Source organism: Variovorax saccharolyticus (assembly GCF_030316765.1).
Classification (GTDB): domain Bacteria; phylum Pseudomonadota; class Gammaproteobacteria; order Burkholderiales; family Burkholderiaceae_C; genus Variovorax; species Variovorax saccharolyticus.
On the sequence record NZ_JASZYT010000008.1, the window covers coordinates 364,421 to 379,994 of the forward strand.

Consider the following 15,574-nt stretch of genomic DNA (forward strand, 5'->3'; position numbering starts at 1 on the left):
TCAGGCCGCCGCCGGGCCGCTCCCAAGGCGGCCTGCGGCCCCCTCGGGGGGCAGTGAGTACACGCAGTGACGGAGCGTGGGGGCCATCTCGCTGCACGCAAGAGCCTCGCGCCAGGCCTGGCGCTCGCCACCTTCGGCGCGATCGCCTTCAGCGGCAAGGCGATCATCGTCAAGCTGGCCTACCGGCACGGCGTCGATGCCGTCACGCTCATCATGCTGCGCATGCTGTTCGCGCTGCCGCTGTTCGCGGTCATGGCCTGGTGGGCCGGGCGCGGCAAGCCGCCGCTCACGCGGCGCGACTGGTTCGGCGTGCTGGGGCTCGGCTTCTCGGGCTACTACCTGTCGAGCTTCCTCGACTTCGCCGGCCTGGCCTACATCACGGCCAGCCTCGAGCGGCTGATCCTGTATCTCAATCCGACCCTGGTGCTGCTGTTCGGCTGGATCGCCTACCGGCGGCGCATCACGCGCTGGCAGCTGGCGGGCATGGCCGTGAGCTATTCGGGCGTGCTGCTGGTGTTCGGCCACGAGGTCAGCCTGGGCCAGAGCGCGGCCGCCGTGTGGGGCGCCTTCCTGGTGTTCCTGAGCGCGGTGAGCTATGCGATCTACCTGGTCGCCAGCGGCGAGTTCGTCAAGCGGCTCGGCTCGCTGCGGCTGGTCGGGCTGGCGACCAGCGTGGCCTGCCTGCTGTGCATCGCCCAGTTCCTGCTGCTGCGGCCGATGAGCGCAGCCTTCGAGGTGGCGCCCGAGGTGATCTGGCTGTCGGTGCTCAACGCCACGCTGTGCACCGCGGTGCCTGTCCTCGCCGTCATGATGGCGATCGAGCGCATCGGCCCCGCGATGGCGGCGCAAACGGGTATGGTCGGGCCGTTGTCGACGATCCTGATGGGGGTGCTGCTGCTCGGCGAGCCCTTCACCGCCTGGATCGCGGCCGGTACCGTGCTGGTCATCGCCGGCATCTTTGTCTTCACACGAACGGGGCGTTGAGCCCGAAGGAATTCGAAATGGATCTGGGAATCGCAGGCAGGACGGCGCTGGTGTGCGGCGCCAGCAAGGGCCTGGGCTACGGCTGTGCCGAAGCGCTGGTGCGCGAGGGCGTGAACCTGGTGATCGTGGCGCGCGGCGCCGAGGCGCTCGACGCGGCGGCTGCCAGCCTGAAGGCCACGGCGGCGGGCAGCGCGGGCCGGCCCTTCGTCAAGCAGGTCGCGGCCGACATCACGACCGCGGAGGGCCGTGCCGCGGCCTTCGCGGCGCATGCCGACTACGACATCGTGGTCACCAATGCCGGCGGCCCGCCGCCCGGCGATTTCCGCGACTGGGATCGCGAGGCCTGGATCAAGGCGCTCGACGCCAACATGCTGACACCGGTGGAGCTGATCAAGGCCACGGTCGACGGCATGGCGGCACGCGGATTCGGGCGCATCGTGAACATCACCTCGAGTTCGGTCAAGGCGCCGATCGACATCCTCGGCCTCAGCAACGGCGCGCGCAGCGGCCTCACCGGCTTCGTGGCCGGCGTCGCCCGCACCGGGCTGGCCGCGAAGGGCGTGACCCTCAACAACCTGCTGCCGGGGTCGTTCGACACCGACCGGCTCAAGGGCACGCTGGCCGGCGCGGCCAAGAAGACCGGCCAGGACATCGATGCGATCCGCGCCAGCCGCCAGAAGAACATCCCGGCCGGCCGCTTCGGCACGCCCGCGGAGTTCGGCGCCATCTGCGCCTTCCTGTGCAGCGTGCATGCCGGCTATGTCACGGGCCAGAACTGGCTGGCCGACGGCGGGGCCTATCCGGGCACTTACTGACGTCGACGCGCCGCCCTGGCGCTCAGCGCGGCGAAGAGGCCCAGATGCCGCCCACGATCAGGACGAACGCCACGCCGTGGTACCACTGCGGCACCTCCGCCAGGAAGGCGGCCGAGAGCACCGCCGCGAACAGCGGCGTGAGGTTGGTGAAGAAGCCCGCGACCTGCGGCCCGATGCGCTGCACGCCCAGTCCCCAGCACCGATAGGCCAGCAGCGCCGGTCCCAGCGTGATGAAGACCAGCGCCGCGGCCAGCGGCCATCCCCAGTCCACGTGCGCATCGCCCAGCGTCCACTCGCCGGCGGCGAAGACGCCGGACCATGCGAGCCCGAACACCATCTGCGCCATCAGGAAGCTGGCCCAGTCGCGGCGTGCCTCTGCCGGCTCCCGGGTGCGCGACAGCATCCAGCTGTAGAACGCCCACGAGATCGTCGCCAGCATCATGTAGAGATCGCCCGGCACCAGCCTCAGTGCGGCCAGCTGCTCCCAGCGGCCGCGGCTCAGCACCAGCAACACGCCCGCCATCGACAGCGCGGCCCCGACGACTTCCCGCCGCGTCACCCTGGCGCCGAAGAACAGCGCGCCGGTCGCCAACATCCACAAAGGCATGCTGGAGCCCACGAGCGTCACGTTGACGGGTGTCGAGGTCTGCAGCGCCAGGTACTGGAAGGCGTTGTAGCAGCCGATGCCCAGCAGGCCGAGCACGGTGAATCGCTTCCAGTGAGCCCACAGCGGGCTGTCGCGGCGCAGCAGGCTGGCGGCGAAAGGCAGCAGCACCATGAAGGCCAGCAGCCAGCGGATGAAGTTCAGGGTCATCGGCGAGACCAGCTCGCGCACCATGCGGCCGACGACCGCGTTGCCGGCCCACAGCAGCGGGGGCAGGGTGAGAAGAAGGACGGTGCCCGGGGTCAATCGCTGCTGCATGGGCTCGAACTGTACCGGGCTGCCGCCGCAATCCTCGGCGCCTGCCTCGAATCGAAGTCCGTGGCAGCATAGGCGCCTCGCTTTCAGCCCATCCATTCAAACCATACGACCAGGAGCCACTTCATGAGCAAAGCCGTCCGCATCGACCGCAACGGCGGTCCCGAGGAATTGAAGATCGTCGATGTCGAAGTCGGCGACCCCGGGCCTGGCGAGATCCGCATCCGCCACAAGGCGGTCGGGCTCAACTTCATCGATACCTACCAGCGCAGCGGGCTGTATCCGTTCCCGATGCCGCTGCAGCTCGGCATGGAGGCCTCCGGCGTGGTCGAGGCGGTGGGCGAGGGCGTCACGCACCTGAAGGCCGGCGATCGCGCCGCCTATGCCAGTGCGCCGCCCGGCTCGTACTGCGAGCAGCGCGTCATGCCGGCCAGGAACGTCTGCCGGCTGCCCGACGCGATCTCCTTCGAGACCGGCGCCGCGATGATGCTGAAGGGCCTGACGACGCAGTACCTGCTCAAGAAGACGCTGCCGGCCGAGGGCCTGCAGCCGGGCGACTTCATCGTCTTTCACGCGGCAGCCGGCGGCGTCGGCCTGATCGCCTGCCAGTGGGCCAAGGCACTCGGGCTGCAGCTCATCGGCACCGCCGGCACCGACGCCAAGTGCCAATTGGCATTGGCCCACGGAGCGGCGCACGCCATCAACTACAGCACCGAGAACTTCGCCGAACGGGTCAAGGAGATCACCGGCGGCAAGGGCGTCAAGGTGGTGTACGACTCGGTCGGCAAAGACACTTTCGAAGGCTCGCTGGCCTGCCTGCGGCCCTTCGGCCTGCTGGCGGTCTTCGGCAATGGTTCGGGGCCGGTGGCGGCCTTCAATCTCGGCACGCTGGCCAAGGGCTCCTACTACGTCACGCGTCCCACGCTGTTCACGCACATCGCCACGCGCGAGAGCACGCAGGCGATGGCCGACGAACTGTTCGCGGTGGTCCAGAGCGGGGCGGTGAAGATCCCGATCGACCAGCGCTATGCGCTGACCGACGTGCAGCAGGCGCACCGGGATCTCGAGGCGCGCAAGACCACCGGCTGCACGATCTTGACCTTGTAGCTCGGCTGGGGGCGAGCCTAAAGCGAATTCAGCCGCGATTCGCGCATGCGCGTGGGCGCCAGCGCGCCGGCCGACTCGAGGATCGGGTAGGCGATCGAGCAGATGTGCGAGTTGATGCGCTTCAGGTCGCTGATCAGGTCGATGTGCAGCGAACTGGTCTCGATGCTCAGCGCGGTCTGGTCCGACAGGCGCCCCAGGTGCGTGGTGGCATAGGCGCGCTCCAGGTCGCGAAAGCGCGCCTTCTCCTCGAGCAGCTTCTGGGCGTCGCGCACGCTGCCGTTCAGGAACACGCTCATGCTGAGCCGCAGGTTGGCCACCAGCCGCTCGTGCAGCTCGACGATCTCGGCCATGCCGGCCTCGGAGAAGTTGCGCTGCGGCTTGATCTTCTTGTCCTCGATGTCGATGATCACGCGCTCGATGATGTCGCCGATCTGCTCCATGTTGATCGTGAAGCTGATGATGTCGGTCCAGCGCCGGCTTTCCTCCTCGCCGAGCGCCTCGCGCGAGATCTTCGTCATGTAGTACTTGATCGCCGAGTACAGCTCGTCGACCGTGTCGTCGAGCTTGCGCAGCTCCTGGGCCAGCCGCAGGTCGTTGTTGCGGATCACGCCCAGCACGCCGATCAGCATGGTCTCGACCACATCGGCCTGGTGCAGCGCCTCGCGCGCGGCATTCGAGATGGCCAGGGTCGGCGTCGACAGGGCCGAGGGATCGAGGTGCTGCGGCCGCCGCGTGGCGGCCGGCTCGACCGGCACCGGCAGCATGCGCGTGACCAGCCTGGCGACCCAGTTGGTGAGGCCGATGAAGCCGATGCTCACGAGCACGTTGAAGGCCAGGTGGTACAGCACGACGAACTGCGTCGCGTCGGAGATATAGGGCCTGACCTCGCGCAGCCAGAGGCCGACGAAAGGCGCCGCGATCGCCACGCCGAGCAGCTTGAAGAGCAGGTTGCCGACCGTGACCTGGCGCACCGAGACCGAGGACTTGGCCGTGGTGAGAACCGCCAGCAGGCCGCTGCCCAGGTTGGCGCCGAGCACCAGGCCCATCGCGACGTCCAGCGGCACGACGTTGGAGCTGGCCATCGCGGCGACCAGCAGCACCACCGCCAGGCTGGAGTAGGCGACGATCGCGAGCGCGGCGCCGATGGTGATCTCGAGCAGCACGTCGCTGCCCAGCGTGCCCAGCAGCTCGCGCATCGCGGGGCCCTCGAACAGCGGCCCGGTGGCCGCCACCACCAGCTGCAGCGCCAGCAGCATCAGGCCGAGCCCGATCAGCACGCGCCCGACCCGGCCGGCCACGCTGGAAGGCCGCGTGATGAACAGCACCACGCCGACGAAGATGAAGAGCGGCGACAGCCAGGACAGGTCGGCCGAGAACAGCACCGACATGAGCGCGGTGCCGATGTCGGCGCCGCGCATCACCGCCAGCGCGGCCGGCAGCGTCACCAGTCCCTGGCCGACGAAGGAGGAGGTCATCAGCGAGGTCGCGGTGCTGGACTGCACCAGGGCTGTCACGCCGATGCCCGAGAGGGCCGCCGTGAAGCGGTTGCGCATGCTGTGGACCAGGATCCGGCGCAGGTTGGCGCCGAAGACCCGCAGCACGCCGGTGCGAACGAGATGGGTGCCCCATACCAGCAGCGCCACCGCCGCAAGTAGATTCAACAGATGCTTCATGGAAGCGATGGACTATAGACCAAGCTTCCGGGCCCGCCTCGCGTCGAGCCGAGGCGGCTACTTGCGCCTGACGCGCCGCAGTTCGTCGAGGATCAGGCAGATCGCGCCGAGGGTGATCGCGCTGTCGGCGACGTTGAAGGCCGGGAAGTGGCGCCCGGCGATGTGGAAGTCGAGGAAGTCGACCACATAGCCGTGCATCATCCGGTCGATCACGTTGCCGATGGCGCCGCCCAGGATGGCGGCCATCGAGAACGAGAACAGCTTCTGGCCCGCATGGGACTTCAGCATCCAGATGATGAAGATCGCCGCTGCGATCCCGATGGCGGTGAAGAACCAGCGCTGCCAGCCGGCCGCATCGGCGAGGAACGAGAACGCCGCGCCGGTGTTGTGGGCCCGGACCACATTGAAGAAGCTCGTGACGTAGGTGGCGTCGCCGAGCTTGTAGTAGCCGAGGATCAGCGTCTTGGTGAACTGGTCGATGATCACGATGACCAGCGCGAGGCCGAGCCAGGGCCAGATGCCCAGGCCCGACTTGCCCGAAGATTTGCGGGCCATCAGGCGACGATCCTTTGCTCTCCGGCTCCGTACAGGTTGCTGGTGCAGCGGCCGCAGAGGCCCGGGTGCGCAGAGTCGTGGCCGACGTCCTCGCGCCAGTGCCAGCATCGCTCGCACTTGGCCGCGCTGCTCGGATTGACCTGGATCGCCAGCGCATCGCCCGCCGCCAGCGCGACCGCCGAGGCGATCAGCACGAACTTCAGGTCGTCGCCGAGGGCGGCCAGCAGCGCGTGGTCGTCGGCCGGCGCCGTGATCGTCACGTTGGCCTGCAGGGACGAGCCGACCTGGCCCGCGGTGCGCACGGTCTCGATCTCCTTGTTGACCGCATCGCGGATCTCGCGGATGCGGGTCCACCTGGCCAGCAGCGCCGCGTCGGGCGTCCCGAGGTCGCTGTAGGTCTGGACGAAGATCGACTGGCCGTCGCCGCAGAACTTCCAGGCCTCTTCAGCCGTGAAGCTCAGGAACGGCGCCATCCAGCGCAGCATCGCCTGCGTGATGTGCCAGAGCGCGGTCTGGGCGCTGCGGCGCGCGAGCGAGCCCGGCGCGGTGGTGTAGAGCCGGTCCTTGAGCACGTCGAGGTAGAAGGCGCCGAGGTCCTCGGAGCAGTACACCTGCAGCTTGGCCACCACCGGATGGAACTCGTAGACCTTGTAGTGCGCGAGGATCTCGGCCTGGAACTGCGCTGCGCGGCTGAGCGCGTAGCGGTCGATCTCGAGCAACTCGCCGAGCGGCACTGCGTCCTTCCGGATGTCGAAGTCGCTGGTGTTGGCGAGCAGGAAGCGCAGCGTGTTGCGGATCCGGCGGTAGGCGTCGACCACCCGCGCCAGGATCTTGTCATCGCCCGCGATGTCGCCCGAGTAGTCGCTCGCGGCCACCCACAGGCGGGTGATCTCGGCGCCGAGCTTCTTGTTGACCTCCTGCGGATCGATGCCGTTGCCGAGCGACTTGCTCATCTTGCGGCCCTGGCTGTCGACCGTGAAGCCGTGCGTGAGCAGGCCGCGGTACGGCGCGCGACCTTCCAGCGCGCTGGCGAGCAGCAGCGAGGAATGGAACCAGCCGCGATGCTGGTCGTGGCCTTCGAGGTAGAGGTCGGCCTCGGGGCCGGTCTCGTGGTGCACGTTCGGATGCGTGCCGCGCAGCACGTGCCAGAAGGTCGAGCCCGAATCGAACCAGACCTCGAGGATGTCGGTGCTCTTGGTGTAGTGCGGCGCGTCCGCGGCGCCGAGGATCTCCTCGGTCGTCACGCGGCTCCAGGCCTCGATGCCGCCCTGCTCGACGATGGCGGCGGCCTGGTCGAGGATCTCCATCGTGCGCGGGTGCAGCTCGCCCGAATCCTTGTGCAGGAAGAACGGGATCGGCACGCCCCAGCTGCGCTGGCGGCTGATGCACCAGTCGGGCCGGTTGGCGATCATGTCGTGCAGCCGCGCCTTGCCGTTCTCGGGGTAGAAGCTGGTCTGCTCGATCGCGGCCAGCGCGGTCTGGCGCAGCGTCTGCGGCGCCTTGTCCTTGGTGAAGACGCCTTCGCCCTCGTCCATGCGGATGAACCACTGGGCCGCGGCGCGGTAGATCACCGGCGTCTTGTGGCGCCAGCAGTGCGGGTAGCTGTGGCTGATGACTTCGGTGGTCAACAGGCGGCCGGCGTCGCGCAGGGCCTGGATGATCACCGGCACTGCCTTCCAGATGTTCTGGCCGCCGAACAGCGGGAAGTCGGGTGCGTAGGAGCCGTTGCCCTGCACCGGATTCAGGATGTCGTCGTAGGAGAGGCCGTGAGCCACGCAGGAGTTGAAGTCGTCCACGCCGTAGGCCGGCGAGGAGTGGACCAGGCCGGTGCCGTCGTCGGCCGTCGCGTAGTCGGCCAGGTAGACCGGCGACAGGCGGCGGAAGCCCGCGTCGACGTCGTACAGCGGATGCTCGAACTCGAGCCCGCCGAGCCGCTCGCCCTTGACGGTGGCCAGCACCTTGCCGTCGAGCGCATAGCGGTTCATGCACATCTCGACCAGGGAGGCCGCCAGCACCAGCAGGCCGCGCTCGGTGTCGACCAGCGCATAGTCGAGCTCGGGGTTCAGGTTGATCGCCTGGTTGGCCGGGATGGTCCAGGCGGTGGTGGTCCAGATGACCGCGAAGGCGTCCTTGTGCAGCCCGGGCAGCCCGAAGGCGGCGGCCAGCTTCACCGGGTCATGTGCCTTGAAGGCGACATCGAGCGTCTGCGATTTCTTGTCCGCGTATTCGATCTCGAACTCGGCCAGCGAGGAGCCGCAGTCGAAGCACCAGTACACCGGCTTCAGCCCGCGGTAGACGAAGCCGCGCTCGATCACGCGCTTGAAGGCGCGGATCTCGCCGGCTTCGTTGGCGAAGTCCATGGTCTTGTACGGATGCTCCCATTCGCCCAGCACGCCGAGGCGCTGGAAGTCGGCCATCTGCTGCGCGATCTGCTCGGTGGCGTAGGCCCGGCTCTTGGCCTGCATCTCGTCGCGGCTCAGGTTGCGGCCGTACTTCTTCTCGATCGCGTTCTCGATCGGCAGGCCGTGGCAGTCCCAGCCCGGCACGTAGAGCGCGTCGAAGCCCTCGAGCTGGCGCGCCTTGGTGATCATGTCCTTCAGGATCTTGTTCACCGCGTGGCCCATGTGGATCTGGCCGTTGGCGTACGGGGGGCCGTCGTGCAGGATGAACTTGGGGGCGCCGTGGCGGGCGTCGCGCAGGCGCTGGTAGAGGCCTTCCTCGTTCCATTCCTTGACCCAGCCGGGCTCGCGCTTGGGCAGGTCGCCGCGCATCGGGAAGGGGGTATCGGGCAGGTTCAGGGTGGCGCGGTAGTCGGTGGCGCCATCGGTCTTGTTGTCAGCCATGGAAGTTCCAGAAATCTGCGCTGCCTGGCAGCGCTCGGGGATCGAGGGGAGCATGCGGCCCCTTGCATCCCAAGGGCGGCCGAACGCGGCGGAAAGCGACGGTTCCCGCTCTAAATTCGGTCGCGCGTGGTCTGGCGATGGGTCTCGGCGTGCGTGGAGGCGAAGAACGCGCGCGCGTCGCGGCCATCCTTCGCGATGCCCGCTGTCAGGGCCTCGAGGCTGGTGTAGCGCAATTCGTCGTGCAGTTTGTGCAGAAGTTCCACGCGGACGATTTTACCGTAGGCCCCTTCGCTGCCGAGTTCGGCCGGCCAATCGAGGCAATGCGTCTCGAGCAGCACCCGGCCGCCATTGACGTCGTTGGCGTCCAGCGAAGGGCGCACGCCGAGGTTGGCGACCCCCGGCAGCGGTGTCGCGGCCAGCCCGTGGACCAGCACCGCGAAGATGCCGCTGGCGGCCGGTTTCCAGTGCTTGAAGCGCAGGTTGAGGGTCCGGAAGCCGTCGTCGCGGCCCGGTTTGGAGGCCCCCAGCGCCCGCCCCAGCTTGCGCCCGTGGACCACGTGGCCCGAGATCGCATAGGGCCGGCCCAGCAGCGCCTGGACGTCGGCCATCCGCCCTTCGGCCAGTGCTTCGCGCACCGCCGAGCTGGACACCCGCAGGCCGTGCACCTCGTAGCTGTTCATGCGGGCGACATCGAAGCCGTGCGCTTCGCCGGCGCGGTCGAGCATCGCGTAGTCGCCGGCGCGCTTGGCGCCGAAGCGGAAGTCGTCGCCGACCAGCACGTAGCGTGCGCCCAGGCCTTCGATCAGCACGTGCTGGATGAATTCTTCCGGCGTCTGCGAGGCCAGCCGGGCATCGAAGGGCAGCACGATGGTTTGCGCCACGCCGCCGGCCGCGAGCTCGCCGAGCTTGTCGCGCAGGGTGCCGATGCGCGCCGGCGCCAGCTCAGGCCGCTTGGTGAGGGCCGCGAAATAGTCGCGCGGGTGGGGCTCGAAGGTCAGCACGCAGCTGGGCAGTCCGCGCAGGCGGGCCTCGGTGTTGAGCAGCCCCAGCATGGCCTGGTGACCACGGTGCACACCGTCGAAATTGCCAATGGTCAGGGCACAGGCCGGAGCCACGCCCGGATGCCTGAAACCCCGGAAAACCTGCATTGTCAGTATCTTTTTGATAGCACTTTGCGCCCATGGAATGGGCACGTGAAGGCCTTTTTGTCACAAAGCCGGTATATTGTGACGCACTGCGTCATGCGCAAGCCCCTCGGGCGAGCGCCGTGTCCTGGTCTTTCCGTGGTTCTCTTTGATCGAGGAGGCGTCTGGTGAAGGTCTTGAAGCTGTCGGCCCAAGGGCTGCCCCAATCGTGGATTTCGCTCGAGCAGGCGGTGATCCACTACGCCTCCGACGAGGTCCGCTGGGAAGTGGGCGCGCAGGTGGCGGTGTTCAGGGGCGGCCACAACGCGGTCACGGGCCAGCAGTCGCAGATCGCGATCAACAGCATCATCGGCACCAAGGGCGTGCCGCGCATCAACCCCTTCACGCAGCGTCCGGGACTCACCAACAGCAAGCTGTTCGCCCGCGACCGCAACGTCTGCGCCTATTGCGGCGGCCACTTCCACGAAGACGAACTCACGCGCGAGCACATCATTCCGTTCGCCCAGAAGGGCATCGACACCTGGATGAACGTGGTCACGGCCTGCCGCCCCTGCAACCATCGCAAGAGCAGCCGCACGCCCGAGCAGGCCGGCATGGCGCTGCTGTACGCGCCCTACGTGCCCAGCCTGTGGGAGGACTTCATCCTGCGCAACCGCCGCATCCTGGCGGACCAGATGGAGTTCCTGATGGCCCACCTGCCGCAGAGTTCGAGGCTCCACGGATAGGCGAACCGCAGCCGTCAGTAGGTCAACTCGAGCACGCTGACCTCTCCCTGCGCCAGCGGCCAGGTGCGCCCCACCACGCGTTCGCCGTTGAACTCGGCTTCCACCGGCCGCGGCGCGTCGCTGCCCAGCTTGATCTTCGAGCTCGACACGCCGGCACCCTTCGGCGGGACGCCCGGCGGCGTCGATTGGCCATCGAAGCGCATGCGGTCGCGCTCGGCATCGAAATAGCCGCGCGGCCGCGTGAAGATCACCAGGGCCCGGGCGTCGCGATCGGCCTCCGCGATGCGCTCCGGACGCAGCTGGACGATGCCGCTCGAGCGCGGGAAGGCGTTGCGGTAGATGTGCGTCGTGGCGTAGCCGGGCGCCGCCAGCACGAACTCGTAGGCGGTGTCGGGGCGGCCGGCGAACGGTCCCCATCGGCCGTCCGTCCCGATCGTCTGCTCCCAGGCCGCGGGGCCGCGCCGGGTTCCGCTGGCCGGGTCGACCGCGAACATCGACAGGCGGGCGCCCGCCAGTGGCAGGTTGTCGGGAAAATTGCCGCTCGCGGGGTCCGTCGGATCGAGGCCCAGGCCCGTGACCTTGCCGGACAGCGCCACCGAATCCTCGGGGATCGGCTGCAGGGTGCGCGGCGCCTCGCCGGTGAGAAAGCGCCAGGTCGCCTCGAAGGCGGCCGGCGAGAAGGATGTCTCGCGGTGATCGACCCGCGGCAGCACCAGGTTGGTCGCGCCTTTGAGCGCCGGCCCATCGAAGCCGATCAGCGTCGGTTGGCCCTTGCTGCCGATCCACAGGCCGTCCGGCTGGGCGTACTTGTCATTGTTGTCCGAGCGCAGCGTGAGCCATTTCACGCCCGGCGTCACCTCGTGGCCCTCGGCGTTCTTCGGTGCGTTGAGCCGCTGCAGGAAAGCGCTCAAGCCGGAAAACTCGCTGCCCTCGGCGCGCCCTTTCACGGCCCAGATGCCGTGCGCCGGATTGCCGCCCAGCACCACGTGGCTCACGACCCGGTCGCCGCCGCCGTTCTGCACATAGTTGCGGATCGTGTTGCCGCCGCGCGAGTTGCCGATCAGCACGACCTGGGTGGCACCGGTGCTTTTCAGGACCCGGTCCACCTCGGCCTTCAGAAAGGCCATCGATTCGGCGGTCGAGCTTCGTCCCGGCTGGGCCACGCCGTCGTCGTCGCGCGCCAGCGGGAAGGGCTGGTCGGCTGCGAACAGGCGGTCGCGCGGCCAGCCGTTCGATTCGAAGCGCCAGATCGTGGTCTGCCACAGCGCGGCCGAGTCGCCGTTGCCGTGGACGAACAGGATCGGCGGCCGCTCGCCCGTCGGCACAGGCGTAGAGCAGGCGGCGAGCAAGGCAGTTGCGCAACCGAGTGCGATCAGGCGACGGCGAGTGTGCATGGAATGACGGGTCTCGATTGAAAATGAAAGCGCCCGCGGGCAAAGCCGGCGGGCGCGGATGGCTTATCGGGCCGGACAGCGATCGACGGTCAGGCGAACACCCCCGCCGTATCCTGCATGCGGGCCGACACTTCGCCCAGGTGATGCATGCTGTCGCCGAAGGTCATCTCCAGCTGCGTGAGCTTGCGGAAGTAATGGCTGCCGATGTATTCGTCGGTCACGCCGATGCCGCCGTGCAGCTGCACCGACTGCTGGCTCACGAAGCGCATCGAGACGCCGAGCTGGTACTTGGCGCGGGCCATCGCCTGGCGCCGTTCGGCGGCCGGGGCGTTGAGCTTCAGGCTCGCGTAGTAGCTCATCGAGCGCGCCAGCTCGACCTGCATCTTCATGTCGGCGACGCGGTGGCGCAGGGCCTGGAAGCTCGCAATGGCGACGCCGAACTGCTTGCGCGTGTTCATGTAGTCGACCGTCACCGCGAGCGTCTGGTCCATCACGCCGACCGCTTCGGCGCAGGTCGAGGCGATGCCGATGTCGACGCCGTGTTCGAGTGCAGCCAGGCCGTCGCGCGTGAGCAGCGTGGCGGCGGCGCCGTCGAAGACGACTTCGGCCGCGCGGCTGCCGTCCTGGGTGCCGTAGCCGCGGGCGGCGACGCCATCGGCGGCGCGCTCGACCAGGAACAGCGCGATCTTGCCGTCGAGCTGCGCCGGCACCAGGAAGGCATCGGCCTCGTCGCCGGCCGGCACCAGGCTCTTGGTGCCGTGCAGCGTGAAGCCGTCGCCGGCCTTCTGCGCCTTGGCGTCGCACACATCGAGCCGGTAGCGCGCCTTGCGCTCCTGGTAGGCCAGCACCACCAGGGCCTGGCCGCCGGCGATGCGCGGCAGCCAGCTGTCCTTGGTGTCGGCGTCGGCATGGCCGGCCAGCAGGGCACCGGCGATGAAGGATTGCGCCAGCGGCTCGAGCACGATGCCGCGGCCCAGCTCTTCCATCACCACCATGCCTTCGACCGGGCCCATGCCCAGGCCGCCTTCGTCTTCCGGAATGTAAAGGCCGCCCAGCCCGAGTTCGGCCAGTTCGTCCCAGGTTTCGCGCGAGAAGCCGCCGGCGGCCTCGATGCCGCGGCGGCGCTCGAAGCCATAGCCCTTTTCGACCCACTTGGCGACCGCGTCGCGAAGCTGCTGCTGGTCGTCGCTGAAATTGAAGTCCATGTGCTTGATCCTTGTCAGTTCGCTTTCAACCCAGCACCGTCTGGGCGACGATGTTGCGTTGCACTTCGTTGCTGCCGCCGTAGATGGTGGTCTTGCGCATGTTGAAGTAGGTCGAGGTCAGCGGCGCCAGCTGCGGATGGCCGCCCGGGAAGTTGCCCTGCCAGCCGGCTTCCATGGCGTCGCGGATCAGCGGCAGCGCGTAGGGGCCGCCGGCCAGCATCATCAGCTCGGAGTAGCGCTGCTGGATCTCGCTGCCCTTGATCTTGAGCAGGCCCGCGATGTCGAGCGAGTTCTTGCCCGAGGTGGCGGCCGACAGCACCCGCAGCACCAGCATCTCGAGCGCGACCACGTCGACCTCGAGCTTGGCGATCTCGTCGCGGAAGCGGGCGTCTTCCCAGACGCCCTCGCTCTTGGCCAGGCGCTTGAGGCGCTCCAGCTCGCGCTTGGCGCGGTTGACGTCGGCAATGTTGGTGCGTTCGTGGGAGAGCAGGTGCTTGGCGTAGGTCCAGCCCTTGTTCTCCTCGCCGATCAGGTTCTCGGCCGGCACCTCGACGTTGTCGAAGAAGACCTCGTTGACCTCGTAGCCGCCGTCGAGCAGCTTGATCGGACGCACCGTGACGCCCTTGGACTTCATGTCGACCAGCAGGAAGCTGATGCCGGTCTGGGGCTTGCCCTCGTTGCTGGTGCGGACCAGGCAGAAGATCCATTCGCCGTACTGGCCCAGCGTGGTCCAGGTCTTCTGGCCGTTGACGATGTACTTGTCGCCCTGCCGTTCGGCCTTGGTCTTGACCGAGGCCAGGTCCGAACCGGAACCCGGTTCGCTGTAGCCCTGGCTCCACCAGACCTCGCCGCTCGCGATCCCGGGCAGGAAGCGCTTGTGCTGCTCGGGGTTGCCGTAGGCCATGATCACCGGCGCCACCATCACGGGGCCGAAGGGGATGATGCGCGGCGCGCCGGCCAGCGCGGCCTCTTCCTCGAACAGGTGCTTCTCGACCGCGGTCCAGCCGGGGCCGCCGAATTCCTTCGGCCAGCCATAGCCCAGCCAGCCCTTCTTGCCGAGGATCTTCGCCCATCGCTGAAGGTCGTCGCGCGTCAGTTCGAGCGCGTTGTGCACCTTGTGCGAGATGTCTTGGGGAAGGTTTTCTTTGACCCAGGCGCGAATATCTTCGCGGAACTTCTGTTCTTCGGGCGTGAAGCTCAAATCCATGCGTGCCTCGCTGTGTTGATCGATCCGCCGCGGACGCGGCGTGTCTCCGGACCGCCGGTTTTAGCACGGTCGTGCGCTTCCGGGGTGTCCGCGCCGCGACAACGCGGGCGGCGGAAATGCGCGACGGATAATCCCGCGTCCGATGAAGAATATTGTGATCCTTATCTCCGGCGGCGGGTCGAACATGGCGGCCATCGTGCGGGCCGCCGAGCAGGAGCGCTGGGCCGCCCGTTTCGATGCCCGCATCGCCGCCGTCATCAGCAACAAGCCGGACGCGGCGGGCCTGGCCCTCGCGCGCGCGGCCGGCATCGCGACCGCGGTGGTCCCGCACAAGGACTTCGCCAGCCGCGAGGACTTCGACGCCGCGCTGGCCGCTGCCGTCGATGCGCACGCGCCGGCGCTGGTCGTGCTGGCCGGCTTCATGCGCATCCTGACGCCGGGCTTCGTGACCCGCTATGCAGGACGGCTGCTCAACATCCATCCGTCATTGCTGCCCGCCTTTCCGGGGCTGCACACGCATCAGCGCGCGATCGAGGCGGGCTGCAAGGTGGCAGGGCTCACGGTGCACCAGGTGACGGTCGAACTCGACCACGGGCCGATCCTGGCGCAAGCGGTGGTGCCGATCCTGCCCGACGACACGGCCGAGAGCCTGGCGGAACGTGTTCTTGTGCACGAACACCGGGTTTACCCGCAAGCGATTGCCGCATGGTTGAGAGAAGCAAAATGACACAATCCGAAGAGTCTGATTACAACTCTTCGATTTTTGCGAAGCGCAACCGTGACGAGCCGTCGATCTCTACGAGGCCGCCGAACATGGCGGCCGGGCGCACCCAGAGCCCGCGCTCGCCGTAGAGCGCGCGGTAGAGCGTCATCGGCTCCAGCGTCTCGCTGTGCCGCACGGTGCCGAGGACTTCGTACTCGCCGCCCTTGTAGTGGCGGTAGCGTCCGGGAGGCGTCTCGATCAGGGGTGGCAGGTCGTCGTCGTTCACGCGGGTTACTTCC

The 15,574-nt window shown here is 68.1% G+C and carries 14 protein-coding genes; 5 read left to right on the forward strand and 9 right to left on the reverse strand.

All coding sequences use genetic code 11. The features are described 5' to 3' along the window. Positions 1-66: 66 nt before the first annotated feature. Positions 67-984, forward strand: a complete 918-nt coding sequence (locus QTI45_RS24515; protein ID WP_286656141.1) for a DMT family transporter — start codon at positions 67-69, stop codon at positions 982-984. A 17-nt stretch (positions 985-1,001) separates the two neighbouring features. Next, a complete protein-coding gene (locus tag QTI45_RS24520; protein WP_286369802.1) occupies positions 1,002-1,799 on the forward strand; it encodes an SDR family oxidoreductase in 798 nt (265 codons plus the stop codon). A gap of 22 nt (positions 1,800-1,821) precedes the next feature. On the opposite strand, the gene QTI45_RS24525 is transcribed toward QTI45_RS24520, so the two are convergent. Continuing rightward, the gene (locus QTI45_RS24525) at positions 1,822-2,721 is read right to left on the reverse strand and encodes a DMT family transporter (RefSeq protein ID WP_286369801.1); all 900 of its coding nucleotides are present in this window, start codon (positions 2,719-2,721) and stop codon (positions 1,822-1,824) included. Between the two features lie 123 nt (positions 2,722-2,844). Here QTI45_RS24525 and QTI45_RS24530 point away from each other — a divergent pair, with 123 nt between their 5' ends. Further along, positions 2,845-3,825: a quinone oxidoreductase family protein gene (locus QTI45_RS24530; protein ID WP_286369800.1), complete on the forward strand. Its 981-nt coding sequence runs from the start codon at positions 2,845-2,847 to the stop codon at positions 3,823-3,825. A 17-nt stretch (positions 3,826-3,842) separates the two neighbouring features. Here QTI45_RS24530 and QTI45_RS24535 read toward each other — a convergent pair whose 3' ends face one another. The 4 genes from QTI45_RS24535 to QTI45_RS24550 form a co-directional block, all read right to left on the reverse strand. Continuing rightward, positions 3,843-5,498, reverse strand: coding sequence for a Na/Pi cotransporter family protein (locus QTI45_RS24535; RefSeq protein ID WP_286369799.1), 1,656 nt, complete (start codon positions 5,496-5,498; stop codon positions 3,843-3,845). A gap of 57 nt (positions 5,499-5,555) precedes the next feature. Next, a complete protein-coding gene (lspA, locus tag QTI45_RS24540; protein WP_286369798.1) occupies positions 5,556-6,053 on the reverse strand; it encodes a signal peptidase II in 498 nt (165 codons plus the stop codon). Continuing rightward, positions 6,053-8,896: an isoleucine--tRNA ligase gene (gene ileS / locus QTI45_RS24545; RefSeq protein ID WP_286369797.1), complete on the reverse strand. Its 2,844-nt coding sequence runs from the start codon at positions 8,894-8,896 to the stop codon at positions 6,053-6,055. The genes lspA and ileS overlap by 1 nt, the downstream gene beginning before the upstream one ends. A 110-nt stretch (positions 8,897-9,006) precedes the next feature. Further along, on the reverse strand, positions 9,007-10,044 hold the full coding sequence (locus tag QTI45_RS24550; RefSeq protein ID WP_286369796.1) for a bifunctional riboflavin kinase/FAD synthetase: 1,038 nt from the start codon (positions 10,042-10,044) through the stop codon (positions 9,007-9,009). 164 nt (positions 10,045-10,208) lie between these two features. Between QTI45_RS24550 and QTI45_RS24555 the strand changes: the two genes are divergently transcribed. After that, positions 10,209-10,766 carry an HNH endonuclease gene (locus QTI45_RS24555; RefSeq protein ID WP_286369795.1) on the forward strand — a complete coding sequence of 186 codons (558 nt, stop codon included), beginning with the start codon at positions 10,209-10,211 and terminating at the stop codon, positions 10,764-10,766. 14 nt (positions 10,767-10,780) lie between these two features. Here QTI45_RS24555 and QTI45_RS24560 read toward each other — a convergent pair whose 3' ends face one another. The 3 genes from QTI45_RS24560 to QTI45_RS24570 form a co-directional block, all read right to left on the reverse strand. After that, the gene (locus QTI45_RS24560; protein WP_286369794.1) at positions 10,781-12,160 is read right to left on the reverse strand and encodes an alpha/beta fold hydrolase; all 1,380 of its coding nucleotides are present in this window, start codon (positions 12,158-12,160) and stop codon (positions 10,781-10,783) included. Between the two features lie 89 nt (positions 12,161-12,249). After that, positions 12,250-13,365 (reverse strand): acyl-CoA dehydrogenase family protein, encoded by a 1,116-nt coding sequence (locus tag QTI45_RS24565; RefSeq protein ID WP_286656142.1) that lies wholly within the window; start codon positions 13,363-13,365, stop codon positions 12,250-12,252. Positions 13,366-13,390: 25 nt separating this feature from the next. Next, the gene (locus tag QTI45_RS24570) at positions 13,391-14,572 is read right to left on the reverse strand and encodes an acyl-CoA dehydrogenase family protein (protein WP_286656143.1); all 1,182 of its coding nucleotides are present in this window, start codon (positions 14,570-14,572) and stop codon (positions 13,391-13,393) included. Between the two features lie 142 nt (positions 14,573-14,714). Between QTI45_RS24570 and purN the strand changes: the two genes are divergently transcribed. Continuing rightward, entirely contained in the window at positions 14,715-15,299 is a 585-nt protein-coding gene (gene purN / locus QTI45_RS24575; RefSeq protein WP_286369791.1) for a phosphoribosylglycinamide formyltransferase, read from the forward strand. Positions 15,300-15,318: 19 nt separating this feature from the next. On the opposite strand, the gene QTI45_RS24580 is transcribed toward purN, so the two are convergent. Then, positions 15,319-15,561 carry a DUF1653 domain-containing protein gene (locus QTI45_RS24580; RefSeq protein ID WP_286369790.1) on the reverse strand — a complete coding sequence of 81 codons (243 nt, stop codon included), beginning with the start codon at positions 15,559-15,561 and terminating at the stop codon, positions 15,319-15,321. Positions 15,562-15,574 lie beyond the last annotated feature (13 nt).

Coding starts and splice junctions, on each gene's coding strand:
- QTI45_RS24520 (WP_286369802.1), top strand. CDS start 1,002: ATGGATCTGGGAATCGCAGGCAGGACGGCGCTGGTGTGCGGCGCCAGC.
- QTI45_RS24525 (WP_286369801.1), bottom strand. CDS start 2,721: ATGCAGCAGCGATTGACCCCGGGCACCGTCCTTCTTCTCACCCTGCCC.
- QTI45_RS24530 (WP_286369800.1), top strand. CDS start 2,845: ATGAGCAAAGCCGTCCGCATCGACCGCAACGGCGGTCCCGAGGAATTG.
- QTI45_RS24535 (WP_286369799.1), bottom strand. CDS start 5,498: ATGAAGCATCTGTTGAATCTACTTGCGGCGGTGGCGCTGCTGGTATGG.
- lspA (WP_286369798.1), bottom strand. CDS start 6,053: ATGGCCCGCAAATCTTCGGGCAAGTCGGGCCTGGGCATCTGGCCCTGG.
- ileS (WP_286369797.1), bottom strand. CDS start 8,896: ATGGCTGACAACAAGACCGATGGCGCCACCGACTACCGCGCCACCCTG.
- QTI45_RS24550 (WP_286369796.1), bottom strand. CDS start 10,044: ATGCAGGTTTTCCGGGGTTTCAGGCATCCGGGCGTGGCTCCGGCCTGT.
- QTI45_RS24560 (WP_286369794.1), bottom strand. CDS start 12,160: ATGCACACTCGCCGTCGCCTGATCGCACTCGGTTGCGCAACTGCCTTG.
- QTI45_RS24565 (WP_286656142.1), bottom strand. CDS start 13,365: ATGGACTTCAATTTCAGCGACGACCAGCAGCAGCTTCGCGACGCGGTC.
- QTI45_RS24570 (WP_286656143.1), bottom strand. CDS start 14,572: ATGGATTTGAGCTTCACGCCCGAAGAACAGAAGTTCCGCGAAGATATT.
- purN (WP_286369791.1), top strand. CDS start 14,715: ATGAAGAATATTGTGATCCTTATCTCCGGCGGCGGGTCGAACATGGCG.